Genomic DNA, 22,996 nt, shown 5'->3' with positions numbered 1-22,996 from the left:
GTCGGGAAGGCACTGCGCAAGAGTTGGTGATCGACGCGCATCGCCCGAGGGCGACGCGGCGACCTTTGGGAGGCAGGTCGCCGTCCGAGGGCACGATGGGCTCATGAGCGGGGTGCGTGACACCGAGGCGGCCGCAGCCGAACCTGCGAATACCTGCGCCACGATCCTGGGCCAACGTCTGACGGCAGCCGTGCTCCACGGCTCCCTGACGCTCGGCGACTTCGCACCCGGCCGCAGTGACATCGACCTGATGCTCATCACCGGTCCGGAAGGGCTCTCTCGCACCGAACCAGGCACAGGTCATTGAAGCGGTCAGCAGTGCGGAGAGCGGTGCGGCCAAGGCGATCGATCTCGTCGCTATCACCGCTCCAGTCGCCCGGAACCCGACGCGCGCGCCGGCCTGCCTACTCCAGGTAGCGCGCTATCCCGACGACCTAGACGTAAAGGATGCAAACCCGGTAGACGAGGACCTTGTCGTCGAGCTCTCGATGGCACGGGCAACGGGACGCTCGCTGATCGGCATACCGGTCGAGCACGCGATCGGTGCGGTTCCCGATCAGTGGGTGAAGGAACGCGGCATCTATTGGCTCCGACGTTGGCTCACTCTGGCGGATGATGCCGAACACGCCGAACTCATGGTGCTCACGGCCTGCCGCATCTGGCACTTCGACACCGAGGGCACCCATTGCTCGAAGCCGGCTGCCGGCGAATGGGCGCTCGACCGGGATCCGTCGCTGACCGGGGTCAGGCTGGCTCTCCGCCAGCGCCAAGGAAGAGCCGACGAATCCATTCCCGCCGAGGCCGTAGCCCAGGTGCTCCGTAATGCATTGGACCACGTCACGACCCGGCCGTGAGCAGCGCCCAGCGACGGTCGATAGCCTCGAACTTCGCGACGTGCACGTGACCGCTCGATCGAGGACGGAACATATGACAACCACCACCCAGATCCGGCTGGCGGCATACCCGGTGGGCATGCCGCAGGACAGCGATTTCGAGACGGTGACGGCCGAGCTGCCCGCGCTGGCCGACGGCCAGGTGCTGCTGCGGACGATCTACCTGTCGCTCGACCCCTACATGCGTGGCCGGATGAGCACCGCCAAGTCGTATGCCGCCTCGCTGCAGCTGGGTGATGTCATCGTGGGCGGCACCGTGTGCGAAGTGCTCGAGTCGCGCTCGGACAGGTTCGCCACCGGCGACATCGTGCTGGCCTACACCGGCTGGCAGACCCTCGCGGTCACTGATGCGAAGCAGTTGCGTCGGCTCGACCCCGAGCAGGCACCCATCTCGACGGCGCTCGGTGTGTTGGGTATGCCGGGGTTCACGGCATACGCCGGTCTGCTGGAGCTGGGAAAGCCCAAGCCGGGGGAGACCGTGGTGGTGGCCGCAGCGGCCGGCCCGGTCGGGTCCGCTGTCGGACAGATCGCACGCGTCAAGGGCGCACGCGCCGTGGGCATCGCAGGTGGTCCGGAGAAGTGCCGGATCCTGTTGGAAACGTACGGTTTCGACGCCGCGGTCGACCACCGGTCACCGACGTTCGCCGAGGACCTCGCCGCCGCGACACCCGATGGCATCGACGTCTACTTCGAGAACGTCGGCGGGCCGGTCACCGAGGCCGTCGTGAAGCGGCTGAACCTCTACGCGCGCATACCTGTCTGCGGGCTCGTCGCCGGATACAACGCCACCGAGAGGCCGGCCGGTCCGGACCAGCTGCCCGGCTTCATGCAGCGCATCCTCACCTTGAGTCTGACGGTTCGCGGATTCATCCAATCCGAGTTCGTGCCCACGCATTACGAGTCCTTCCAACGCGACATGTCCGCCTGGGTCCGCGACGGCCAGGTCAACTACGTGGAGGATGTCGTGGACGGGCTCGACCAGGCGACCGAAGCGTTCCGCGGCCTGCTCACCGGCCGCAATGTCGGTAAGCTACTCGTCCGCGTCGGGGACGACCCGACGCCGGAGGCACGAGGTCAGTGAATCTGCTTCCGCCGCAACGGGATCCGGCCGCCGGCGAGCAGCATGTCGACCTGGCGCGGCGACAACCGGTGCCGCAGCGTGTATGACGCCTCGCTCCGCGAGTTGGAGGCCTGCACCGTGTCGCCCGCTCGCAGCGCGTCGTGCAATCCCTCCAACACGAGGGTGTCGCCCAGCTTCAGGTCGTCGTAGTTGTCGGCATCGTCGAACTCCAGCGCGAGGATCCCGAAGTTGGCGAGGTTCTGCCAGTGGATCCGGGCGAACGACGTGGCGATCACCACGCGCAGACCGAGGTAACGCGGTGCGATCACGGCATGCTCACGTGACGACCCCTGCCCGTAGTTCTCCCCGCCGACGATGATGTGCCCGCCGTCGTCCCGCACAGCGGTCACCCGTTCGACATACTCCGGATCCACCGCGTGATAGACGAATTCGGCGATCTTCGGGATGTTGCTGCGGTAGGGCAGCACCTTGGCGCCGGCCGGCAGGATCTCGTCGGTCGAGACGTTGTCTCCCACCTTCAGACCGACCGGTGCCTCGACGCGGTCGGGCAGTCCGTCGAAGTCCGGCAACGTGGAGATGTTCGGCCCCTTGACGAGCTCGACCTCACGCGCCTCCGTCTCGGGCAACGGCGCGACGAGCATCTCGGTGTTCACGCTGGCGTGCTCCGGCAGCGTCGGACGCGGACAGGGCATATCCAGTTCGCGCGGATCGGTGATCGCCCCGGTCAGCGCAGCGGCCGCCGCCGTCTCCGGCGAACACAACCACACCGAGTCCTCTTGCGTGCCGGACCGTCCCGGGAAGTTGCGCGGCATGGTCCGCAGGCTGTTGCGCCCGGTGGCCGGGGCCTGACCCATCCCGATGCAGCCGAGGCAACCGGACTGGTGCACCCGCGCACCGGAGCTGATCAGGTCGAACAGCCAGCCGCCCTTGGTCAGGTCCTGCAGGATCTCCCGGGACGTCGGGTTGATGTCGACCGACACACCCCGGTCGGCATACCGGCCACGCATCGTCTCGGCGACGACCGCGAAATCGCGCAGCCCCGGGTTGGCCGACGAGCCCACGACCACCTGCGACACCGGCTCGCCTGCGACCTCGCGCACCGGCACGACGTTGCCGGGCGAGGACGGCTTGGCGATCAACGGTTCCAGGGTGGACAGATCGATCTGCTCCTGCACGTCGTATGACGCCCCGTCGTCGGCCAGGATCTGCTGCCAGTCGTCGGCACGGTCCTCGCTGGTCAGGAATCGTCGTACCTCGTCATCGGAGGGGAAAACCGTTGCAGTTGCTCCGAGTTCGGCTCCCATGTTGGCGATGACGTGGCGATCCATCGCCGTCAGGCCGGCCAGCCCCGGGCCGTGGTATTCGATGATCCGGTTGACGCCGCCCTTGACCCCGTGCCGACGCAGCATCTCCAGCACGACGTCCTTGGCCGACACCCAGTCCGGCAGTTCGCCGGTGAGCTCGACACCCCAGATCTGCGGCATCCGCAGGTAGAGCGGCTCGCCCGCGAGCGCCATGGCCACGTCGAGCCCACCGACCCCGACGGCCAGCATGCCGATCGCACCGGCGGCGCAGGTGTGCGAGTCCGAGCCGGCCAGTGTCGCACCGGGCCGCCCGAACCGCTGCTGATGGGTCGGGTGCGACACACCGTTGCCCGGGCCGGAGAACCACAGCCCGAACCGCTGCGCGGCCGAACGCAGGAACGCATGGTCGTCCGGGTTGCGTTCGTCCTCCTGCAGCAGGTTGTGATCGACATACTGCACGGCGACCTCGGTCCGGACACGGTCCAGGCCCAGCGCCTCGAGCTCCAGCATGACCATGGTGCCGGTGGCGTCCTGCACCAACGCCTGGTCGACACGCAGCGCGATCTCCGAGCCGGGCGTCGGCTCGCCGTCGACGAGATGGTCGCGAATCAGCTTCTGTGCCACGGTGAGCGCCACCGGCCGCTCCTCTCCGGTCGAGCCGCCGGAGGAAGGGCGCTCGGCCTCGTCAGGTCCTTCCACCCTAGACCGGACGTGCCCGACCGGCGCGGCTCACCGCTTCGCCCGGCCGCCGAGCTCGCGCCGGGCGCGGTCGTAGAACGCGTACGTCGCCTGCATCGCGTCGTCGAAGGTGACCCGCGGCGGACGTGCCCGGGTGGACGCCTTGAGCTGCTCGACGCGTTCGGCGTCGACCAGCAGCTTCGCCAGGCTCTCGACCATGTCGTCGGCGTCGTCGACCAACAGTCCCTCGACACCGCTCTCGACGAAGTCGGCCAGCCCGGTGAAGTTGTACCCGACCACCGGGACGCCGGCGCTGCGCGCCTCCAGTGCCGCGATCCCGAACGCCTCCTGCCGGGACGGGGCCACGAACAGGTCCGACTCGTGCAGCAGGTCGCGGATCTCCTCGGGGGTGCGGTGGCCCAGCAGGTGAACCCAGTCCCGCAGCCCCAGCTCGTCGATCTGTTTGGCCAGGTCGTCGTGCCGTGGGCCGGCACCGACGATGGAGACCGACACCGGCGTGCCGGCCGGCACCTCGGCCTGCACCCGGGACATGATCTCGATGAACTCGTCGATGTGCTTGCGCTTCTTCAGCCGGCCGACCAGCACCACCCGGAAGTCCGGGTCGCCCGCGCGATGCAGCGAGGGCGCCGCGGGGGACCACCACTGGGTGTCCACCAGATTGGGCACCACCGACACCTCACCGCAGCGTGGGTAGACCCGCCGGATGTGCCGGGCGATCATCGTGCTCACGCCGGAGTAGACCACCCGCATCCGGGACGGCCCGAAGAACACGCCGCTGACGAAGCGGTGCACGGAAGCGACCTTCCACCACACCGAGTGCACGGTCACCGCAACCGGTATGCCGCGCCGGCTCGCCGCCCGGACCGCGTAGATCGCGATGGGGGAGGCGACCGTGAAATGCGCATGGACCACGTCCACGTCCTCGCGGTCGAAGACCTCGGCGACCATCGCGTGGTTGAGCGACGGGAACGCGATCGTCAGCCACCGGGTGCGCAGGCCGCGGTGCACGTCCAGGCTGGTCGGCGCCGCGCCGTCCTTGTTGACCGCGGTGATGATCGACACGTCGTGACCGTCGGCCTGTTCGGCGAGCGCGAGCGCCTCCACCTGCCGCTCGATGCCGCCGACGTCGGGCGGGAAGGAGTCTGCGACGTGGACGATCCTCACCGGCTCCTCCGCGACGTGTCGGAGTGCTGCGGGGTCGTCGTCATGCCACGCGGCCGGAGGCGCTGTGCAGCCGGACCGGCAGCGAGTCCACGCCATACACGATGGACAGGTCACGGAAGGTGAGCTGCTCCGGCGGCACGGCCAGCTCCAGCTGCGGGAAGCGGCCCACCAGGCCGAGGAACGCCGACCGCAACTCCATCCGGGCCAGTTCGGCGCCGACGCAGCGATGGAATCCGTGACCGAAGCCCAGGTGGGTCGGGCGGTCCAGGTGCGGGTTGATCGTGTCGGTGTCGGCCCCCAGCGCACCGTCCCGGTTGGCGCCGGAGAGCGACACGATGACGACGTCACCCTTCTTGATCGGCTTGCCGAACAACTCCATGTCGTCCTTGGCGAACCGCGGGAAGGTGATCTGCACGACCGACAGATAACGCAGCAACTCGGCCACCACGCTGTCGACGTGCTCGGGCCGGCCGGCCAGCGCGTAGCTCGCCGGTTCGCGCAGCAACGCGAGGGTGCCCAGCGACAGCATGCTGGCGCTGGTCTCGTAACCGCCGGTGAAGACCCCGTCGGCCAGGCCACCGAGGTCGTCGTCGCTGACGTCGTCGCCGAGTTCGCGGATGATCTGCCCGATCAGCCCGTCGCCGGGCTGGAGCCGCTGCCGGTTCACCGCATCCTGCAGGAAGGCGCGTGACTCCGACATCGCCCCGAATGCGCCGGCGCCACCCTCGGTGATGTCGAAGCGGGCATGGCCCAGCTTGCGGAAGTGCTCACGGTCCTCCACCGGCAGCCCCAGCAGCTCGCAGATGACCAGGAACGGGATCGGGAACGCGAACTCCTCGACCAGATCGGCCACCGGACCGGCGGCCTCCATGGCGTCCAGGCGTTCGCTGACCACGCGATCGATGACCGGTTGCAGCCGCGCCAGCCGGCGCAGGGTGAACTCCGGCGTGAGGATCTTGCGCAGCCGGGTGTGTTCGGGCGGGTCGGTGAAGCCCAGCCCGCCGATCGTGACATCGCTGCCCATGCCCAGCATCGGGCGGATGTCGGTGCTGTAGCTCTTGGTGTCGGCCAGGACGGCCTTGGCCTCGTCGTAGCCGGTGACCAGCCAGACGTTGATGCCGAACACCCGGCGCATGCGTTGCACCGGATCTTGCTCGCGCATCAGCCCGAGCTCGGGGACGGGGTCCATGCCGTCGCGCCGCAACGGCATGGTGAGCTTCCTGGGAAGCACGCCAAGTCCTGCCAGCCCCGAGGAACGACCTGCTGCGGCAGTTGACAGCAGTCGCTGGGCGACCCACCGACGGATCGATGTCGTCGCGTTCACTGTGGTTCGTCTCCTGGAAATACGGTGGATGCTGCGTGTCCCCTGTGCCGGGTCGCCGCGGTGTCGCGCGGCCTCGGCACCGTAGCGGAGCCGAGCGGGCAGCAGCATCAACCGTAACCGACGGGGGGTCCGTTCGCGGCCCGGCACGCTCACGCCGTGTCGAGCCGTCGGTCCACTGCCGTTAATCTGTCGGCCGTGTTGCTTCCAGCTGTTCCGCGACGAGGCGGGTCGTCATGACCGGTGACGACCGGCGCGCCCCCGCGAGTGCACACTTCGGGCACTACGAGCTGCACGAGGTCATCGGCACCGGCGGCATGGGCCAGGTCGCCCGCGCCACCGACACCCGGCTGGGCCGTGACGTCGCGTTGAAGGTGATGCACCCCTCGACCGCCACCGATGACGAATATCGCGCGCGCTTCCAACGCGAGGCGGCGATCGTCGCGCGGCTGACCGACCCGCACGTCATACCGATCCACGGGTATGGCGAGATCGACGGCCGGCTCTACCTCGACATGCGGCTGGTCGAGGGCCGCAACCTCGCCCAGCTGCTGGACCGGGGGCTGCTGGAGGTGTCCCGCAGCCTCGACCTGCTCAGCCAGATCGGCGCCGCGCTGGACTCGGCGCACCGGGCCGGGCTGGTGCACCGGGACGTCAAGCCCTCCAACATCCTGGTCGACCCCAAGGGCTTCGCCTACCTGGTCGACTTCGGCATCGCCGCCAGCGTCACCCAGCAGGACCTGACCGCGACGGGGCAGATCGTCGGCAGTGCGTCATACATGGCGCCGGAGCGGCTGCAGTCACCACCGCGCTCGGACGCCCGCAGCGACGTCTATTCCCTGGCGTGCGTGCTCTACCAGGCGCTGACCGGCAGCAAGCCGTTCGTGGCGGGGGAGCAGGTGCAGCTGATCTCCGCGCATCTGAACGCCCCGCCGCCGTCGCTGCGGCAGCATCGCAGCGATCTGCCCGAAGCGCTGGACCGCGTCGTGCGCGCCGGTATGGCGAAGGACCCGGCACAGCGGCCGGCCAGTGCGCCGGAACTGATGGACGCCGCACGCGCCGCGATGTCGCAACCACGCCGGCCGGTCACACCCGCGGCGCCGCGCCACGCCGCGCCCGCCGCTGCCGCTCCCCGTGCCGCGGACCGACCGCCGCAGAGCCATGGCGCCACCAGCACGCCGCGGCCCGGCCACGGCGCGACACGCACGCTGTGGGTCGTCGCGGCGCTGATGGCGCTGATCTGCGTCGCGGTGGTCGCCTACGCGATCGCGACCGGCTGACCGGCGCCGAGTAATCTGACAGCGCGTCGCCGCGCTCCGCCTGTATGACGAGCCGGCGCTCGCCATACACACCGCCATACCGAAGGAGAACACCCGTGTCAGCAGGCCCAGCCGCCCCCACCGCCGCCACCGGCCGACGGGTCGAGCAGGCCACGACGGGCACCCAACTCTTCGGCGACGACCGGCAGATCGTGGCGATGACCGTCGACGGCGAGCTGCAGGACCTGTTCCGGCAGATCCCGGCGGGTGCGCTCGTCGAGCCGGTCCCGATCGACTCGCCCGACGGCCTCAACGTGCTGCGTCACTCGACCGCGCACGTGCTCGCCCAGGCGGTGCAGCAGCTCAACCCCGACGCCAAGCTCGGCATCGGGCCGCCGATCACCGACGGCTTCTACTACGACTTCGACGTCGAGACACCCTTCACACCCGAGGACCTCAAGGCTCTCGAGAAGACGATGCAGAAGATCATCAACGAGGGGCAGACGTTCCAGCGCCGCGAGATCAGCGACGACGACGCGCGCGCCGAATTGGCCTCGGAGCCCTACAAACTGGAGCTCATCGGGCTGAAGTCGAAGGCCGGCGACGCGGCAGAGGGCGCGGACGCCGAGGTCGGCGAGGGCGGCCTGACGATCTACGACAACGTGCGCCGGGACGGCGCCGTGGCCTGGGGCGACCTGTGCCGTGGGCCGCACCTGCCGTCGACCAAGCTGATCGGCAACGCCTACAAGATCATGCGGTCGGCCGCGGCCTACTGGCGCGGCTCGGAGAAGAACCCGCAGCTGCAGCGGATCTACGGCACCGCGTGGCCGAGCAAGGCCGAGCTGAAGGCCTACCTCGACCGGCTCGCCGAGGCGGAGAAGCGCGATCACCGCAAGCTGGGCGCGGAGCTCGACCTGTTCAGCTTCCCCGAGGAGCTCGGGTCCGGGCTGCCGGTCTTCCATCCGAAGGGCGGTGTCATCAAGCGTGAGATGGAGGACTACGTGCGGGCCCGGCACCTGGAGGAGGGCTTCCAGTACGTCGGCACGCCGCACATCTCCAAGGACGGGCTCTTCCACACCAGCGGCCACCTGCCCTACTACGCCGACACGATGTTCCCGGGGATGGAGCTGGAGGGCGCGCAATACCGCCTGAAGGCGATGAACTGCCCCATGCACAACCTGATCTTCAAGTCGCGCGGGCGCTCCTACCGCGAGTTGCCGCTTCGCTTCTTCGAATTCGGCTCCGTCTATCGCTACGAGAAGTCCGGCGTCGTGCACGGACTCACCCGGGTGCGCGGTATGACGCAGGACGACTCGCACTCCTACGTGACCGCCGAGCAGGCGCCCGACGAGATCCGGCACCTGCTGAACTTCGTGCTGTCGCTGCTGCGCGACTTCGGCCTCGAGGACTTCGATCTGGAGCTGTCGACCCGGGACACCGAGGGCGACAAGAAGGACAAGTTCATCGGCACCGACGAGCAGTGGGAGACCGCGACCGCGATCCTGGAGCAGGTCGCCACCGAGTCGGGCCTGGAGCTGGTCCCGGACCCGGGCGGTGCCGCGTTCTACGGCCCGAAGATCTCGGTGCAGGCCCGGGACGCCATCGGCCGCACCTGGCAGATGTCGACCATCCAGTACGACTTCAACCAGCCGCATCGCTTCGGGCTGGAGTTCCAGGCCGCCGACGGCACCCGGCAGGAGCCGGTGATGATCCACTCGGCGAAGTTCGGGTCGATCGAGCGCTTCTTCGGGGTGCTGGTCGAGCACTACGCCGGGGCGTTCCCCCCGTGGCTGTCACCCGTGCAGGTGCTCGGCGTGCCGGTGGCCGAGGAGTTCGCGCCATACCTGCAGGGCGTGCTGGATCAGTTGCAGGACAAGGGCGTTCGTGTCGAACTCGATGAGTCCGACGACCGCTTCCCGAAGAAGATCCGCAACGCCAGCAAGTCCAAGGTGCCCTTCGTGCTGATCGCCGGCGAGGAGGATCGCACGGCCGGAGCCGTGTCGTTCCGCTACCGCGACGGCTCCCAGCGCAACGGCGTGCCGGTCTCCGACGCCATCGCCGAGATCGAGTCGGCGATCCGCGACAAGCGGCAGGTCTGAAGCACACCGCGGCAGCTGGGAACTTCCTGAGCGCAGGACCGGTTGAACCAGATGCAGCCCCCACGGACACTCGAGGCCCCGGGGGCTGCACCACGTTCTCGACCGTGCCCGGTTGATACGCCTGTGCTCTCGGTGCTCGGAGGCGGTGACAGGGCGTGGCCGTCAGACGCGATACGGATCAATACGTTTCGCGACGAACGTATCGACGTCTGACCGCCCATGGGACACTCGCCCTGTGACCGACGAACTGGACGGCGTGCGCATCGAGCGAGCCGCGCCCGAGGACGCCTTCGTGCTGGCGGCCATGACGCTGCGGTGGGATCTGGAGGGTGGATCGCCACGCCGGGACGGGTTCATCGACGAGTTCGCCGAGGCGTGGCTGGCGCAAGGGGAGACACGCCCGGCCTGGCTGGCCAGGCGGGCCGATGGTGACCCGGTCGGCTTCGTGATCGGCATCCTGGCCACCAGCCTGCCCAGTCTGCGCCGACCGACCGGTGGCTGGCTGCACCTCAGTTCCTTCTACGTCGTCCCGGCACTGCGCGGCCACGGCCTGGGCGAGCGGATGATGCAGGAGGTGCTGGACTGGGCGCGTCGCAAGCAGCTCTACCGGCTGCAGCTGAACGCGACCGACCAGGCGCGCGGCTTCTACCGGCGGGCCGGGTTCGGCGGTCCGCAGGACACGCTGATGCAGTACGTACTCACCGACCGCTTGCCCACGTCCTGAGTGCCGCGCGGGCTACTCGGGACGACGCTCGTCCGACGGGGAGGTCGGTTCGACGACGAACACCGGGATCAGTCGGTCGGTGTTGGCCTGGTACTCGGCATACGGCGGGAAGGCGGCCACGGCGCGCTCCCACCACTGCTCGCGCTCGGCGCCGCTGATCTCGCGGGCAATGCCGTCGTGCTTCACCGCGCCGTCCTGAACCTCTACTTCAGGGTTGGCCTTGATGTTGTGGAACCACGCGGGGTGCTCCGGTGCACCGCCCTTGGAGGCCACGGCGGCATACACGCCGTCGTGCTCGACCCGCATCAGCGGGACGCGGCGCAGCTTGCCGGTCTTGGCACCGCGGATCGTGTAGACGACGACCGACATCCCGTTGACGTCCACCGAGGCGGTGGTGCCGGTCTCGTCGATCTTCGCCAGTTGGTCCTTGACCCATCCGGTCTTCTCGTCGGCGTATTCGCCCTGCAACGGCATGTCGTCTCCTCAGTGCATCTCGGGAAGTCCTCCTCGCTCGTCAACCGAGACGGGACGGCGGTTGTTCCACGGCCACGACATACCATCGCGGTATGCCGCAGGAGATCGAGCCCGAAGCCGACTTCGCACGCGTCCCGGACGGGTTCGAACGGCTGTGGACCCCGCACCGGATGGCCTACATCGAGGCCGCCAAGCCGGACCATGACGACGACGGCGCGTGTCCGTTCTGCGCCGCGCAGGGCCGAAGCGACGAGCGGGCGCTCATCGTGCACCGCGGACGCACCTGTTTCGTCATCCTCAACCTGTTTCCCTACAACCCCGGCCACCTGCTGATCTGCCCGAACCGGCACATCCCGTCCTACCTCGATCTGACCGACGAGGAGACGACCGAGTTCACCGCGCTCACCCGCCAGGCGATCCGCGCACTCACCGCGGCGTCGGCGCCGCACGGGTTCAACCTGGGCATGAACCAGGGCGAGGTCGCCGGGGCCGGCGTCGCCGCCCACCTGCATCAGCACGTCGTGCCGCGCTGGGCGGGCGACTCCAACTTCCTGCCCATCGTCGGACAGACCAAGGCGCTGCCCGCACTGCTGGAGGACACCAGGTCGCGGCTCGCCGACGCCTGGCCACGGGACTGAACGGGACCGACCGGTAACCTGACGGCACCATGCTCAACCGTTACGCCCGGGCGGCGATCACCACATTCTTCACGCCACTGGCGAAACTGCTGCTGCGGCTGGGCATCTCTCCCGACGTCGTCACCATCGTCGGCACGCTGGGCGTGTGCTTCGGCGCGCTCGCCTTTTACCCCCGCGGCAGCTTCTTCTGGGGCACGGTCGTGATCACCCTGTTCATCTTCTCCGACACCCTCGACGGCAACATGGCCCGGATGTCGGGCCGCTCCAGCGTGTGGGGCGCCTACCTCGACTCGACACTGGACCGCGTCGGTGACGCAGCCATCTTCGGCGCCCTGGTGCTCTGGTATGCCGGTGACGGCGACAACCTCGTCATGGCCGGTCTCGCCCTCGCCTGCCTCATCCTCGGCATGGTCGTCTCCTACTCCAAGGCCCGCGCCGAGGGCCTGGGTATGACGGCCAACGTCGGCATCGCCGAACGCTCCGAACGCTTGGTCGCAGTGCTGGTCACCACCGGACTGGTCGGGATCCCGTGGCTGCATCTGCCCATGGCGGTGCTCGGAGTGGTCCTGGCGCTGCTGGCGATCGCCAGCCTGGTCACCGTGCTGCAGCGGATGCTGACCGTGCGCAGCCAGGCGCTGGGCGGAGCCGGGGAACTGCCGAAGTGACCCTGCGGGACCGCGCGGAGGGCGTGGCCTATCGCGCCGCCTGGCGGCTGGTCCAGCGCCTACCCGAGCGCGCCGCCTACGGCGCCTTCGACCGCGTCGCCCGGACCATGCACCGGCGCAATGGTCGCTCGGTGCAGCGCATGCGCGACAACTACGCGCTGGTCCGCCCGGAATTGGACCAGGCCCGGCTGGATGCGCTGGTGGCGCAAGGCGTTGCGTCATACCTGCGTTATTGGTGCGACGCCTTCCGGCTCCCGCGGGAGACCCCCGCGACACTCGACGCGCGGATCCGGCTGACCGGACACGACGCCGCGGCCCGGGCCATCGTCGAGCGCGGCGAGCCGCTGATCCTCTTCCTCGGGCACCTGGGCAACTGGGACCACTGCGGCGCCTGGGCGACCCACCACTTCGCGCCGGTGACCACGGTCGCCGAACGGCTCGAGCCGGCGTCCGTCTTCGACGCGTTCGTCGACTTCCGGGAGTCCCTGGGCATGCGGATCCTGCCGCTGACCGGAGGCGACAACGCCTACCCGCAGCTGCGGCAGGCCGTCGCCCGTGGTGGATTCGTGCCGTTGCTGGCCGACCGCGATCTCACCCGCAGTGGCGTCGAGGTCACTCTGTGCGGACACCGCACCCGGGCGGCCGCCGGGCCGGCCCGGCTGGCGCTGGAGACCGGTGCCGCGCTCTTCCCGCTGGCGATCACCTATGAGCCGATCCAGGGGCGGTCGGCGCACCGGGTGGTCGCCCGCTTCGGCGCCCGGGTGACGGTGCCTGCCGACGGCTCGGATGCCGAGCGGGTGCGAGCGATGACGCAACAGTGCGTCGATGACCTCGGGGAGACGATCAGGGCGCGGACTCAGGATTGGCACATGATGCAGAAGGTCTTCGTCACCCCGCGGGACCCGCGATGAGGATCGGCATAGTCAGCCCCTACGCGTTCAACGTGCCCGGGGGCGTGCAGTTCCACGTGCGCGACCTGGCCGAGCACCTGTTGTCCCAGGGGCACGACGTGCGGGTGCTCGCCCCCGCCGACGAGGACGCCGACCTGCCCGACTACGTGGACCCGGCGGGCCGAGCCGTGCCGGTGCCCTACAACGGGTCGGTCGCCCGGTTGCTCTTCGGCCCGGTCACCGCAGCACGGGTCGGCCGCTGGATCGACCGCGGCGGCTTCGACGTGCTGCACGTTCACGAACCCTTCGCCCCGAGCGTCTCCATGCTGGCGATGATGGCCGCCGACGGCGCGGTGGTGGGCACGTTCCACTCCAGCACGATGCGCTCGCGGGTGCTGCTGACCCTGATGCCGTTGCTGGAGGCTCAGCTGGAGAAGTTGAGCGGCCGCATCGCAGTGTCGCCGGAGGCGCTGCGGACCATCCACCGGCACGAGGGCGCCGCCGACGCGCTGATCATCCCCAACGGAGTGTATGTCGATCGATTCGCCGGCGCCCCGCTCGTGCCGCGCTGGCGGGGGAGTGACGACCGTCCCACGATCGCCTTCTTGGGCCGGCTCGAGGAGCCGCGCAAGGGTCTGTCGGTGCTGCTCGAGGCGATGCCGCGGCTGCTGGATGCGCGTCCCGGCCTACGGCTGCTGGTCGCCGGTCCGGGTGACCCCGGAGAGGCGCTGCGCCATACGACGGCCAGGGTGCGGGCGGCCACCGAGTTCCTCGGCATGGTCAGCGAGCCGGACAAGGCCTCGCTGCTGCGGTCGGTCGATGCGTATGTCGCGCCTAACACCGGTGCGGAGAGCTTCGGCATCATCCTGGTGGAGGCGATGAGCGCGGGAGCGCCCGTGGTCGCCAGTGACCTGCCGTCCTTCACCGATGTGCTGGCCGGCGGCGCCGCCGGTGCCATGTTCCGCACCGGCGACCCGGACGCCCTGGCCGGGACCGTGGTGCGGCTGCTCGGTGACCCGGGCGAGCGTGCCGCGTTGTCGGCAGGCGGCGCGCTGCGGGCGCGCGACTTCGACTGGCCGAGAGTGTCGGCGGACCTGATGGATGTCTACGAGACCTGTCGTGCGGCGCGGCCCGGCGGTGTGCGAGCGGCGTCCACCGGGCGTGCCAAACGAGTGCTGCGGGGGCGTGACTGATGCGGATCCTGGCGTGGATCGCGCTGGTGGTCGCCATCGGTGCGCTGGTCGCCTGGTACCTGTCCTACACCGCGGCCCGGCTCGACCGGCTGCACACCAAGGTCGAAGGGTCGGTGTCCTCGCTGGACGCGCAACTGGTGCGGCGTGCCGAAGTGGTGCGCGAGGTCGCCGGCTCGGGGGTGCTCGATCCGGCCAGCGCCGCACTGCTGGCCGATGCGGCCAGCGCATCCCTGGACGCGGCCGACGTGGTCGCACTGCACGACAAGGTGCGCGCCGACGGGATCGGGGCACAGCGCGCCGGCACCGAGACCATGCTGACCGAGGTGCTGCGCGCCACGCTGACCGCCGACGTGATCGCCGAGCTGCGCGACGAGAACGCCGGCTGGCCGGAAGTCGTCGAACGACTGCGCTCGGCAGGACAGCGCGTGGAGATCGCGCGGCGCTTCCACAACGAGGCCGTCCGGGACGTATGCCGCCTGCGACGCCGGCCGCAGGTGCGCTATCTCGGGCTGGCCGGGCACACCCCCTTGCCGTCGCCGGTGGAGTTCGACGATCGACTGCCCGACGGCGTCTGACGCACCATCGCTGGCCGGTAGTCGCCGTGGCCTGAACCTGCCATGGCGACTTGTCTGGCATGAAGCTGCCGAATCCGGCGGTACGCTGGGCGAAACATCCACCCCGCGACGAGGAGACCCAGAAGTGACTGCACAGGCCGAGACCCGGACCGGGACCGCGCGGGTCAAGCGCGGTATGGCGGAGATGCTCAAGGGCGGCGTCATCATGGATGTCGTCACCCCGGAGCAGGCGAAGATCGCCGAGGACGCCGGCGCGGTCGCGGTCATGGCGCTGGAGCGGGTGCCCGCCGACATCCGCGCGCAGGGCGGCGTCTCCCGGATGAGTGATCCGGACATGATCGACGGCATCATCGAGGCCGTCTCCATCCCGGTGATGGCCAAGGCCCGGATCGGTCACTTCGTCGAGGCGCAGGTGCTGCAGAGCCTCGGTGTGGACTACATCGACGAGTCCGAGGTGCTCACCCCGGCCGACTACGCCCACCACATCGACAAGTGGGCCTTCACCGTCCCCTTCGTCTGCGGGGCCACCAACCTCGGCGAGGCGCTGCGCCGCATCACCGAGGGCGCGGCGATGATCCGCTCCAAGGGCGAGGCCGGCACCGGTGACGTCTCCAACGCCACCACGCACATGCGGCAAATCCGCCAGGAGATCCGCCGGCTGCAGATCCTGCCTGAGGACGAGTTGTATGTCGCCGCGAAGGAACTGCAGGCGCCGTACGAGCTGGTCACGGAGGTGGCCGCGGCCGGCAAGCTGCCCGTCGTGCTCTTCACCGCCGGTGGCATCGCGACCCCGGCGGACGCGGCGATGATGATGCAGCTGGGAGCCGAAGGCGTCTTCGTGGGCTCGGGCATCTTCAAGTCCGGCAACCCGGCACAGCGTGCCGAGGCGATCGTCAAGGCGACCACCTTCTACGACGACCCCGACGTGATCGCGAAGATCTCGCGTGGCTTGGGCGAGGCGATGGTCGGGATCAACGTCGAGGAGATCCCCGAGCCGCACCGGCTCGCCGAGCGCGGTTGGTGACCTGACTTGCCGAGAGGCACACTCACGCACTGAGGGGCATACCGACAAGGTATGCCCCTCAGTGCGTTGCGCTGCCTCTCGGTGGCTACTTGATCAGCGGCGCCAACGCCTCGCCGAGCAACTGCACCCGGCCCGGGATGTGCCCATTGGCAGGGGCATTCACGGTCACTCCGTCGATGCCGGTCGCCAGGACCTCGGTGTATGCCGCAGCCACCTCGTCCGGCGACCCCACGATCGCCGAACCGGCGCGCTCTCGAGCAGCGGGGTTGCGTTCGAGATAGGCGTCGAGGTCACGTTGCGCTTCCTCGTGTGTCGGCGCAATGCACGCCGTCGTCTGGTAGCTGACGGTGACCTCAGATCGGTCCCTGCCCAGCCGTTCGCAGTGCTCGTCCAGCGCCTTGAGCTTGGTGGGAATCTCCTCGCGGGCACAGATGATGTTGGACTCGTCGGCATACTGGGCGGCCATCCGCAGGGTCTTGCGCACGCCGCCGCCACCGATCATCACCGGCACGCGGCTGAGGGGAGCGGGGGAGTTGACCGCGTCCTTCACCCGGTAGCGCTTGCCGTCCAGCGTCGGCCGCTCGCCACGAAGCATCGGCAGGATGATCTGCAGCGACTCCTCGAGCCGCTCGAACCTATCCGTGAATGTATCGAATTCGTAGCCGAGAGAGTCATGTTCGAGTTCGTACCAGCCGGCGCCGATGCCGAGCTGGGCGCGGCCGCCGGAGACGACGTCGAGTGCGGTGATCTCCTTGGCGAGCAGGGTGGGGTTGCGGTAGGTGTTGCCGGTGACCAGCGCCGACAGCCGGACACGCTCGGTGTGCTGGGCGAGTGCCGCCAGCAGGACATAGCACTCGAGCATCGGTTCGTCGGGCTCGCCGAGCCCGGGGAGTTGGTAGAAGTGGTCCATCACCAGCACGGTGTCGAAGCCACTGGCGTCGGCCTCTTCGGCCTGCTGGACCACGGTCGGGAACAGCTGGCCGGGGGAGACGTCGGGGTAGGTGAAGTTGGGGATCTGGTAGCCCAGTTTCGTCATACCGATCGACGCTACTCCTGGTTGTGACCGGATCGGTCCTCACGCGGCAGGATCATCAGGTGGATCGGTAGGTCGGTGCCGGGATGCCACGGCGCCTGGGTCGTTTCAATGATGCGCCAGCCGCGGCTGAGGTACAGCTCGATCGGGATCCGGTGCGCGGCGACGACGTCGAGCACCGGATATCCCTCGGCCAGCGCGGCGTCGGTGGCGGTCGCCAGCAGACGTGACCCGATGCCTTGGCCGGATCGGCTGATGTCGGCGAAGAACACTGACACGCATCGCAGTTCGTCCACTGTGACGTTGTGTGCCTGCGCCCACGAGCGACCGATCGGATCGTCACGGACGCTCTCGAGCGCCACATGCCCGACGAGCTCGCCGTCGAGCTCGGCGACCCACGCACGAAGCTCCGTGGGCCTCTTCAAGAACTCCCCGATCGGCCGGGGGAACGGCCAGACGAACGGGTAGCGCGTCTGGGCTTGCTGTCGTCCCAGCAGTTCGGCGAGACCGGACAGGTCGTCGTCCTGCCGTTGCCGTATGACGAGATCCACATCCGCACCGTAGCCGGACGCCGCGGAGCACCCGCAGCGGGTCAACCCGCGAGGGGAGCGACCGGGCGTTGGCCGGCGCGAGCGCGGCGTACACGTTTCCCCGGGCCGTTGCGCAGCAACTGCCGCAACCGCGTCTTGTCGTAGGTCGACGCAGGTGTCGACGCCATGAAGTCGCGGACGAATCGCACGAAGTCATCCGGGTGATCCCGGTGCGGGAAGTGGCCGCTGTCCTCGATGATTTCAATGCGCGCCCCGGGGGCGAGCGCGTCCACGTTGCGGGCCTGGGCGGAGGGGATGATGGCGTCATCGGCTCCCCAGATCACCGCGAGCGGCATCGACTCGGTGAGGTAGGCCCGATCCGTCATCGTCACGATCTGGCCCTTCCGGTCGACCACCGCGCGCAGGACGTGGTGCACGGCGGCCCGCGCCTGCCGGTCGCGGAACGAGTCGTAGATCGATGCGAACTCCTCGATGTCCTGGGTGCCGGGCAGGTGGACCGCGTGCGCGAGACGCAGTCCGGCGAGGCCGGCGTGGCGCACGCCCGGCAGCGTCAACGCACCCATCAGCTGCTCGAACCCGGGCACGGTCGCCATTCGGATGATCGGACTCACGTCCGGTCCCAGGCCACCGGGGGCGACGAGGACGAGGCGCTCGGTCAGCTCGGGGAACTGGTAGGCGAACTGCATGGCGACCCCACCGCCGAAGCTGTGCCCGACGACCGTGGCCCGCTCGATCTCCAGGATCGACAGCAGGTCTCGCATCCCGTTGGCGTAACCGCCGAGCGTGTAGTCGGCGCGCGGTTTGGCGGACTGTCCGTGGCCGAGCAGATCGGGCGCGATGACCGTGTAGTCCTTCGCCAGTGGAGCGATCACGCGGTTCCAGGTGGAGTGGTCGCAGGCGACTCCGTGCAGCAGCAGGAGGGCAGGGCCGGAGCCGACCTTGACGAATGCCCGGCGGTGGCCGTGGACATCGACGAATCGGACTCGGCGGGAACCACTCATGAACGGGGAGTCAATCATGTGCGGACGCTCCGGGGTACGAATCGGTAACTTCGTGTCTGCTTCGTTGTCATACGCTCGGGCCCGTGGGACGGGACGACGAGAAGACGGCTGCGGCACGAAGTCCGGCCCTCACCCGAGGTCGAATCCTCGAGGTGGCGGGTGACCTCGTCCGCGGGGAGGGCGCGCCCGCGCTCAGCATGCGGACCCTGGGCGCTCGGCTGGGTGTGACGCCGATGGCGATCTATCGGCATTACGCAGGCCGCGACGAATTGTTGGTCGCACTCCTGGACGAGGAGTTCGCGCAGGTCACCTGGCCGGAGCTGCCTACACCGGGCGCCGAACGTGCTCTGGAAGTGCTGCTGCTGCTGCACGGAGAGCTTGTCCGGCGGCCGTGGGTGCTGGACGCGCTGACCCGTGGCGACCTGATGGCCCCGTCGGCCGCGACCGCCACGGACGACGTGTTGGGTTCGCTGTTGGCAGCCGGCTGCTCGCCGGAGCAGGCGGCACATCGGTACTCGACAGCGTGGCGTTTGATCCTCGGTGCCGCGCAACTCGACGCGCGCAGCGCCGAGGCCGAACAGGGGCTTCGGCGACCGACCGTGCAGGAGAGTGTGCGTCGCGATGCCGCGGACAACGGCTTGGCGGCGCTGGCGGAGTGCGGTCCGGCGCTGGCCGAGCAGCGAGCGAACTTCGGCATACGCGGCGCGCTGGTCTTGATCGTGTATGGCGCCGAACGGTAGCGTGTACGCGTAAACATCGGCACCAAGGAGCACTCATGCCGCGGACGTCGATCTTCGAGGCCGCCGGTGGTGCGGACGGTATGACGCGCATCGCCGCTGCCTGGCACCGGCGTGCGATGGCCGACCCGGTTGTGGCGCACGCCTTCCATGGCGGCGCGAAACCGGACCATGTCGAGCGGCTGGCGGCATACCTGGGTGAGGCGCTCGGCGGACCCGCGCGCTACACCGAGACGTATGGCGAGCATGCCGACGTCGTCCGCATGCACAGCGGCGACGGTGAGCACGACGAGATGAACGAGCGCGCCGTCGAGTGCTTCGCGGCTGCATTGCGGGACGCCGGCATCGACGCGAGTCTCGAAACGTACCAGGCAGTTCTGGACTACTGGAGCTGGGCGACCTGGCACCCGATGAACAGTTACAACCGGTCTGCGGATGACGTGCCGACCGACCTGCCGATGCCGCACTGGAGCTGGGATGCACGCGTCACCTATGGATCGGAGACGCAGTGATCACGCCATACCTCACGGTTGCGGACGCGCGGGCGGCGATCGACTGGTACCGCAGCGCATTCGGCGCGCGTGTCTCCGTCGAGCCGATCGTCATGGATGACGGGCGGATCGGCCATGTCGAGCTCACCATTGGTAAGGACAGCCGATTCATGCTGTCCGACGAGTTCGAGGGTGCCGGTGTCGTGGCGCCGGATCCCGCGCGACGTAATTCCGTCTCCCTGCACGTCGAGACGACCGCCGTGGACGTCGTTGTCCGGCAGGCGAAGGCCGTCGGTGCGCAGATCGATCGGGAGCCTGCTGACACGCCGCACGGTCGTATTGCGGTGCTGCACGATCCTTTCGGGCACCGCTGGATGTTCAACCAACAGAACGACGATCCGGAGCGTCCGACCGGACCGGCTCTCGCACGGGCCCTGACCGCCAATCTGCCGGTGCCCGACCTGGACCGCATCGACGGTTTCTGGGGTGAGTTTCTCGGCCTCACCGACGAAGGCTTCAACCTCGGGTGGGTCGCGCATCGCAGTGCGCCGCAGTCCGGCGCGTGCGTGCAGTTGGTGACCCGGGATGCCACCGCACCGGTCGACTCGGCGGTCTCGGTGCATGTCGCCGATGTCGACGCCGCGTATGCCGAGGCACAGCGTCGCGGCTACCGGATCGTGCACCCGCTGACGCGCGAGGAGTGGGGCGTGCGTCGCTTCTTCGTGCAGGCGCCCGATGGCACCGTGGTCAACATGGTCAGCCACGCCGATTGAGTCGCGATAAGGCCTCGGCCTACTCGACCAGCATGGGCTCAGAGGCGTTCGCGCAGCCAGGCGATGTCGGCCTTGTGCTCGTCGGCGCCACCGGGAGTTTCACAGATCACCGGTGCGTCCGCAGCACGCACGACGGAAGCCAATTCGTCCGGATCTATCTGTCCCGCACCGAAATTGGCGTGCCGGTCGGCCCCGGAGTCGAAGGCGTCACGACTGTCGTTGCCGTGGACCAGGTCGATCCGGCCGGTGATCTCATGGATGCGTTCGGCCGCTTCGGCAAGCGCGATGCCGCCCGCCCAGGCGTGACAGGTATCCAGGCAGAAGCCGACCTGCTCGTGGCCGTCGGCGTGCGTGATGGCTTCCCACACCGCGGCGATCCGGTCCAGGTGACGAGCCATCGCGTTGTCGCCGCCCGCGGTGTTCTCGATGAGCAGCGGGATCTTGCAGTCGGTCGCCTCGATGGCCTTGCGCCAGTTGTCGAAGCCTGTGGCCGGGTCGTCGGTCTTGTTGACGTGGCCGCCGTGCACGATCAGCCCGGCCGCACCGATCTCGGCGGCGGCGTCCATGTGCTGCTGCAGCAGTTTGCGGCTCGGAATGCGGATCCGGTTGTTCAACGTGGCGACGTTGATGATGTACGGGGCGTGCACGAAGACCGTGACGCCGGCGGCCTGTGCGGCATCGCGCAACGCGGCGGCGCCACCGTCATACGCGATCACCGGACCCTTGTAGCTCTGCGGATCGCCGAGGAAGAACTGCACGACGTCCGTGCCGCGTGCGGCGGCCTCCGCGATCGGGTCCTGCTGGTCCACGTGTGCGCCGATGGAGATCGTCATACCGACCAGCCTACGAAGCTGGTCGGACATCGCGCCCGGGCCGGTCGAGCGGCCGCCCGAGCAGCAGATCCGGATACCCCCTCCGTTTTCGCCGCGGGGAGGCGTAGCGTTGACGTCGTGACGGATTCGACGACTTCGACCTCTGCACCCTCGATCACCACCCTCGGCCAGTTGCGTGCCTCCGGGCACGAGTTGCGCAGCGTTCGGGACGAGTTGCGCCACAACCTGCTGGCCAAGCTCGCGGCCGGGGAGGATCCATGGCCCGGCATACAGGGCTTCGAATTCACCGTGCTGCCGCAGCTGGAACGTGCGCTGCTCGCGGGGCACGACATCGTGCTGCTCGGCGAGCGCGGACAGGGCAAGACCCGCGTGCTGCGCACCCTGGTCGGCCTGCTGGACGAGTGGACCCCGGTGATAGCCAGCTCCGAGTTGGGCGAGCACCCGTACGAACCCATCACGCCCGCATCCCGGCGGCGTGCGACCGAGCTCGGCGACGACCTGCCGATCGCCTGGCGGCACCGGGATGAGCGGTATGCCGAGAAGCTCGCCACCCCGGACACCTCCGTCGGCGACCTGGTGGGCGACATCGATCCGATGAAGGTGGCCGAGGGCCGCAGCCTGGGCGACCCGGAGACGATCCACTTCGGTCTCATCCCGCGCGCCCACCGTGGCATCGTGGCCATCAACGAACTGCCCGACCTGGCCGAGCGCATCCAGGTCGCCATGCTCAACGTCATGGAGGAACGCGACATCCAGGTGCGCGGCTACACGCTGCGACTGCCGCTGGACGTGCTGGTGGTCGCCAGCGCCAACCCGGAGGACTACACCAACCGCGGCCGCATCATCACCCCGCTGAAGGACCGCTTCGGCGCCCAGATACGCACCCACTACCCGCTCGAGGTCGAGGGCGAGATCGCCGTCATCGAGCAGGAGGCGCATCTGGTGGCGGGGGTTCCGGCATACCTGATCGAGATCCTGGCGCGCTTCACCCGCGCGCTACGGGAGTCCAGCGCCGTCGACCAACGCTCCGGTGTCTCAGCGCGATTCGCCATCGCGGCGGCCGAGACGGTGGCTGCGGCGGCACTGCACCGGGCGACCGTCCAAGGCGAGCGCGAGGCGGTCGCGCGCGTCATCGACCTGGAGACCGCCGTCGACGTGCTGGCCGGCAAGGTGGAGTTCGAGTCCGGGCACGAGGGCCGCGAGGAGGCGATCCTCGAGCACCTGCTGCGCACCGCGACCGCCGAGACCGCCCGTAGCCGGCTTCGCGGCATCGACCTCGGACTCCTGGTGCGAGCCCTGGAGCACGGCGCACGCGTCACCACCGGCGAACAGGTCAGCGCCGCAGAAGTGCTCGGCGGGCTCCCGGTGCTGGGGGAGTCCGACCTCTACGACCGGATCGCCGAGCGACTCGACGCCACGACGCCCGGCGCACGCGCCGGGGCCGTCGAACTCGCCCTCGAGGGGCTCTACCTGGCCAAGCAGGTGAGCAAGGACTCCGACGACGAGGGCAACGCCGTCTACGGCGAGAGCGAGCAGGGATGACGACGCGCGCAACCCCCTTCCGGCGACCGCGC

Annotated in this window: 24 protein-coding genes; 16 read left to right on the top strand and 8 right to left on the bottom strand. The window is 69.0% G+C overall.

The features are described from left to right. Window positions 1–103: 103 nt before the first annotated feature. The 3 genes from ACYVBN_RS15905 to ACYVBN_RS15895 all read left to right on the top strand — a co-directional run bounded on the left by ACYVBN_RS15905 (window position 104) and on the right by ACYVBN_RS15895 (window position 1,974). Window positions 104–307 (top strand): nucleotidyltransferase domain-containing protein, encoded by a 204-nt coding sequence (locus ACYVBN_RS15905; protein ID WP_460601365.1) that lies wholly within the window; start codon window positions 104–106, stop codon window positions 305–307. Window positions 308–488: 181 nt separating this feature from the next. After that, window positions 489–854, top strand: coding sequence for an aminoglycoside adenylyltransferase domain-containing protein (locus tag ACYVBN_RS15900; protein WP_460601364.1), 366 nt, complete (start codon window positions 489–491; stop codon window positions 852–854). Between the two features lie 73 nt (window positions 855–927). Next, complete coding sequence (locus ACYVBN_RS15895; RefSeq protein ID WP_460601363.1) at window positions 928–1,974, top strand: NADP-dependent oxidoreductase; 1,047 nt, start codon at window positions 928–930, stop codon at window positions 1,972–1,974. Here ACYVBN_RS15895 and ACYVBN_RS15890 read toward each other — a convergent pair. The 3 genes from ACYVBN_RS15890 to ACYVBN_RS15880 all read right to left on the bottom strand — a co-directional run bounded on the left by ACYVBN_RS15890 (window position 1,968) and on the right by ACYVBN_RS15880 (window position 6,372). Beyond that, window positions 1,968–3,914, bottom strand: a complete 1,947-nt coding sequence (locus ACYVBN_RS15890) for an aconitate hydratase (protein WP_460601362.1) — start codon at window positions 3,912–3,914, stop codon at window positions 1,968–1,970. The genes ACYVBN_RS15895 and ACYVBN_RS15890 overlap by 7 nt on opposite strands. A gap of 93 nt (window positions 3,915–4,007) precedes the next feature. After that, entirely contained in the window at window positions 4,008–5,141 is a 1,134-nt protein-coding gene (locus ACYVBN_RS15885; protein ID WP_460601361.1) for a glycosyltransferase family 4 protein, read from the bottom strand. A gap of 40 nt (window positions 5,142–5,181) precedes the next feature. Further along, window positions 5,182–6,372 carry a cytochrome P450 gene (locus tag ACYVBN_RS15880; protein WP_460601360.1) on the bottom strand — a complete coding sequence of 397 codons (1,191 nt, stop codon included), beginning with the start codon at window positions 6,370–6,372 and terminating at the stop codon, window positions 5,182–5,184. Between the two features lie 326 nt (window positions 6,373–6,698). Between ACYVBN_RS15880 and ACYVBN_RS15875 the strand changes: the two genes are divergently transcribed. The 3 genes from ACYVBN_RS15875 (at window position 6,699) to ACYVBN_RS15865 (ending at window position 10,544) form a co-directional block, all read left to right on the top strand. Beyond that, window positions 6,699–7,742, top strand: coding sequence for a serine/threonine-protein kinase (locus ACYVBN_RS15875; protein ID WP_460601359.1), 1,044 nt, complete (start codon window positions 6,699–6,701; stop codon window positions 7,740–7,742). Window positions 7,743–7,837: 95 nt separating this feature from the next. Next, window positions 7,838–9,820, top strand: coding sequence for a threonine--tRNA ligase (thrS, locus tag ACYVBN_RS15870; protein ID WP_460601358.1), 1,983 nt, complete (start codon window positions 7,838–7,840; stop codon window positions 9,818–9,820). A gap of 235 nt (window positions 9,821–10,055) precedes the next feature. After that, complete coding sequence (locus tag ACYVBN_RS15865) at window positions 10,056–10,544, top strand: GNAT family N-acetyltransferase (RefSeq protein ID WP_440282615.1); 489 nt, start codon at window positions 10,056–10,058, stop codon at window positions 10,542–10,544. 12 nt (window positions 10,545–10,556) lie between these two features. On the opposite strand, the gene ACYVBN_RS15860 is transcribed toward ACYVBN_RS15865, so the two are convergent. Next, entirely contained in the window at window positions 10,557–11,018 is a 462-nt protein-coding gene (locus ACYVBN_RS15860) for a nitroreductase family deazaflavin-dependent oxidoreductase (RefSeq protein WP_440282614.1), read from the bottom strand. 92 nt (window positions 11,019–11,110) lie between these two features. Between ACYVBN_RS15860 and ACYVBN_RS15855 the strand changes: the two genes are divergently transcribed. The 6 genes from ACYVBN_RS15855 to pdxS all read left to right on the top strand — a co-directional run bounded on the left by ACYVBN_RS15855 (window position 11,111) and on the right by pdxS (window position 16,003). After that, window positions 11,111–11,656 carry an HIT family protein gene (locus ACYVBN_RS15855; RefSeq protein WP_460601357.1) on the top strand — a complete coding sequence of 182 codons (546 nt, stop codon included), beginning with the start codon at window positions 11,111–11,113 and terminating at the stop codon, window positions 11,654–11,656. Between the two features lie 29 nt (window positions 11,657–11,685). Continuing rightward, a complete protein-coding gene (gene pgsA / locus ACYVBN_RS15850) occupies window positions 11,686–12,321 on the top strand; it encodes a phosphatidylinositol phosphate synthase (protein WP_460601356.1) in 636 nt (211 codons plus the stop codon). Beyond that, the gene (locus tag ACYVBN_RS15845) at window positions 12,318–13,232 is read left to right on the top strand and encodes a phosphatidylinositol mannoside acyltransferase (RefSeq protein WP_460601355.1); all 915 of its coding nucleotides are present in this window, start codon (window positions 12,318–12,320) and stop codon (window positions 13,230–13,232) included. Before pgsA ends, ACYVBN_RS15845 begins: the two co-directional genes overlap by 4 nt. Further along, on the top strand, window positions 13,229–14,404 hold the full coding sequence (locus ACYVBN_RS15840; RefSeq protein ID WP_460601354.1) for a glycosyltransferase family 4 protein: 1,176 nt from the start codon (window positions 13,229–13,231) through the stop codon (window positions 14,402–14,404). The genes ACYVBN_RS15845 and ACYVBN_RS15840 overlap by 4 nt, the downstream gene beginning before the upstream one ends. Then, window positions 14,404–14,979: a hypothetical protein gene (locus tag ACYVBN_RS15835; protein ID WP_460601353.1), complete on the top strand. Its 576-nt coding sequence runs from the start codon at window positions 14,404–14,406 to the stop codon at window positions 14,977–14,979. Before ACYVBN_RS15840 ends, ACYVBN_RS15835 begins: the two co-directional genes overlap by 1 nt. Before the next feature lie 85 nt (window positions 14,980–15,064). After that, window positions 15,065–16,003: a pyridoxal 5'-phosphate synthase lyase subunit PdxS gene (pdxS, locus tag ACYVBN_RS15830; RefSeq protein ID WP_460601376.1), complete on the top strand. Its 939-nt coding sequence runs from the start codon at window positions 15,065–15,067 to the stop codon at window positions 16,001–16,003. A gap of 85 nt (window positions 16,004–16,088) precedes the next feature. Here the strand turns inward: pdxS and ACYVBN_RS15825 are convergent, their stop codons facing one another. The 3 genes from ACYVBN_RS15825 to ACYVBN_RS15815 are packed head-to-tail and all read right to left on the bottom strand — an operon-like array spanning window position 16,089 to window position 18,588. After that, window positions 16,089–17,039, bottom strand: coding sequence for an LLM class F420-dependent oxidoreductase (locus tag ACYVBN_RS15825; protein WP_440282607.1), 951 nt, complete (start codon window positions 17,037–17,039; stop codon window positions 16,089–16,091). An 11-nt stretch (window positions 17,040–17,050) separates the two neighbouring features. Then, window positions 17,051–17,587 (bottom strand): GNAT family N-acetyltransferase, encoded by a 537-nt coding sequence (locus ACYVBN_RS15820; RefSeq protein WP_440282606.1) that lies wholly within the window; start codon window positions 17,585–17,587, stop codon window positions 17,051–17,053. 41 nt (window positions 17,588–17,628) lie between these two features. Continuing rightward, window positions 17,629–18,588 (bottom strand): alpha/beta fold hydrolase, encoded by a 960-nt coding sequence (locus ACYVBN_RS15815; protein WP_460601352.1) that lies wholly within the window; start codon window positions 18,586–18,588, stop codon window positions 17,629–17,631. Window positions 18,589–18,671: 83 nt separating this feature from the next. On the opposite strand from ACYVBN_RS15815, the gene ACYVBN_RS15810 reads away from it, so the two are divergent. Genes ACYVBN_RS15810 through ACYVBN_RS15800 form a run of 3 tightly spaced genes read left to right on the top strand, consistent with a single transcriptional unit; the run spans window position 18,672 to window position 20,589 of the window. Next, complete coding sequence (locus ACYVBN_RS15810) at window positions 18,672–19,328, top strand: TetR/AcrR family transcriptional regulator (protein ID WP_460601351.1); 657 nt, start codon at window positions 18,672–18,674, stop codon at window positions 19,326–19,328. A gap of 35 nt (window positions 19,329–19,363) precedes the next feature. After that, entirely contained in the window at window positions 19,364–19,837 is a 474-nt protein-coding gene (locus tag ACYVBN_RS15805; RefSeq protein WP_460601350.1) for a globin family protein, read from the top strand. Next, window positions 19,834–20,589 carry a VOC family protein gene (locus ACYVBN_RS15800; RefSeq protein ID WP_440282602.1) on the top strand — a complete coding sequence of 252 codons (756 nt, stop codon included), beginning with the start codon at window positions 19,834–19,836 and terminating at the stop codon, window positions 20,587–20,589. Before ACYVBN_RS15805 ends, ACYVBN_RS15800 begins: the two co-directional genes overlap by 4 nt. Window positions 20,590–20,627: 38 nt before the next feature. On the opposite strand, the gene ACYVBN_RS15795 is transcribed toward ACYVBN_RS15800, so the two are convergent. Further along, complete coding sequence (locus ACYVBN_RS15795) at window positions 20,628–21,422, bottom strand: deoxyribonuclease IV (protein WP_460601349.1); 795 nt, start codon at window positions 21,420–21,422, stop codon at window positions 20,628–20,630. A gap of 117 nt (window positions 21,423–21,539) precedes the next feature. Here ACYVBN_RS15795 and ACYVBN_RS15790 point away from each other — a divergent pair, with 117 nt between their 5' ends. Further along, window positions 21,540–22,964: a sigma 54-interacting transcriptional regulator gene (locus tag ACYVBN_RS15790; RefSeq protein WP_460601348.1), complete on the top strand. Its 1,425-nt coding sequence runs from the start codon at window positions 21,540–21,542 to the stop codon at window positions 22,962–22,964. The last annotated feature ends 32 nt before the right edge of the window (window positions 22,965–22,996 follow it).

The sequence above is a fragment of the Flexivirga lutea genome, assembly GCF_054778955.1.
Note: the sequence above shows the minus strand (reverse complement) of the source record. Positions and strands in the feature narration are given on the sequence as shown.

Bases quoted from the DNA above. Each gene is read 5' to 3' on its own strand.
- ACYVBN_RS15905 (WP_460601365.1), top strand. From the start codon at position 104: ATGAGCGGGGTGCGTGACACCGAGGCGGCCGCAGCCGAACCTGCGAAT.
- ACYVBN_RS15900 (WP_460601364.1), top strand. From the start codon at position 489: ATGGCACGGGCAACGGGACGCTCGCTGATCGGCATACCGGTCGAGCAC.
- ACYVBN_RS15895 (WP_460601363.1), top strand. From the start codon at position 928: ATGACAACCACCACCCAGATCCGGCTGGCGGCATACCCGGTGGGCATG.
- ACYVBN_RS15875 (WP_460601359.1), top strand. From the start codon at position 6,699: ATGACCGGTGACGACCGGCGCGCCCCCGCGAGTGCACACTTCGGGCAC.
- ACYVBN_RS15860 (WP_440282614.1), bottom strand. From the start codon at position 11,018: ATGCCGTTGCAGGGCGAATACGCCGACGAGAAGACCGGATGGGTCAAG.
- ACYVBN_RS15855 (WP_460601357.1), top strand. From the start codon at position 11,111: ATGCCGCAGGAGATCGAGCCCGAAGCCGACTTCGCACGCGTCCCGGAC.
- pgsA (WP_460601356.1), top strand. From the start codon at position 11,686: ATGCTCAACCGTTACGCCCGGGCGGCGATCACCACATTCTTCACGCCA.
- ACYVBN_RS15840 (WP_460601354.1), top strand. From the start codon at position 13,229: ATGAGGATCGGCATAGTCAGCCCCTACGCGTTCAACGTGCCCGGGGGC.
- ACYVBN_RS15835 (WP_460601353.1), top strand. From the start codon at position 14,404: ATGCGGATCCTGGCGTGGATCGCGCTGGTGGTCGCCATCGGTGCGCTG.
- ACYVBN_RS15825 (WP_440282607.1), bottom strand. From the start codon at position 17,039: ATGACGAAACTGGGCTACCAGATCCCCAACTTCACCTACCCCGACGTC.
- ACYVBN_RS15815 (WP_460601352.1), bottom strand. From the start codon at position 18,588: ATGAGTGGTTCCCGCCGAGTCCGATTCGTCGATGTCCACGGCCACCGC.
- ACYVBN_RS15805 (WP_460601350.1), top strand. From the start codon at position 19,364: ATGCCGCGGACGTCGATCTTCGAGGCCGCCGGTGGTGCGGACGGTATG.
- ACYVBN_RS15795 (WP_460601349.1), bottom strand. From the start codon at position 21,422: ATGACGATCTCCATCGGCGCACACGTGGACCAGCAGGACCCGATCGCG.